Origin of the sequence: Pseudomonas sp. VE 267-6A (assembly GCF_024126555.1) — a bacterium.
GTDB lineage: Bacteria > Pseudomonadota > Gammaproteobacteria > Pseudomonadales > Pseudomonadaceae > Aquipseudomonas > Aquipseudomonas palmensis.
Genome location: NZ_JAMYBY010000050.1, coordinates 1 through 674, shown reverse-complemented (window position 1 = coordinate 674; position 674 = coordinate 1). Strand labels below are relative to the sequence as shown.

At 64.5% G+C, this 674-nt stretch carries 1 protein-coding gene; it reads left to right on the top strand.

Annotated features, from left to right (window positions below; genetic code table 11):
- Positions 1-674: AMP-binding protein (locus NJH59_RS25385; RefSeq protein WP_253087472.1), on the top strand; the 674-nt coding region annotated here is incomplete at both ends.

Sequence of the window (674 nt, the reverse complement as noted above, 5' to 3'; positions counted from 1 at the left end):
GCTGCTGTATGGCGGCAGGCTGGTCATCGTGCCGCAGGCCACCAGCCGGGCACCGGAAGAGTTCTTCCAGTTGCTGTGCGAGCAGGGGGTCACCGTACTCAACCAGACGCCATCGGCGTTCAAACAGCTGATGCAGGTGGCCTGTGCTCCGGCGCAAGCCGAGATGAAGCCCGCCCTGCGCTACGTGGTATTCGGTGGCGAAGCTCTCGACGTGCACAGCCTGCGCCCTTGGTTCGAGCGCTTCGGCGATCAGCAGCCGCAACTGATCAACATGTACGGCATCACCGAGACCACGGTGCACGTCACTTACCGTCCAGTCAGCCTTGAAGACCTGGCCGGCGATGCGGCAAGTCCGATTGGCGAGCCGATCCCGGACCTGTCGTGGTACCTGCTCGATGCCGACCTGAACCCGGTGCCAAAAGGCGCCATCGGCGAGCTGTATGTGGGCCAGGCTGGTCTGGCGCGTGGTTATCTCAAGCGTGCCGATCTCACCGCCACGCGTTTCGTGCCCGACCCGTTCTCGGCCCGCGGCGAGCGCCTGTACCGCACGGGCGACCTGGCGCGTTATCGCCAGGATGGCATCGTCGAATACGTCGGCCGCATCGACCATCAGGTCAAGATCCGCGGCTTCCGCATCGAACTGGGTGAGATCGAGGCACGTCTGGCGCAACAGG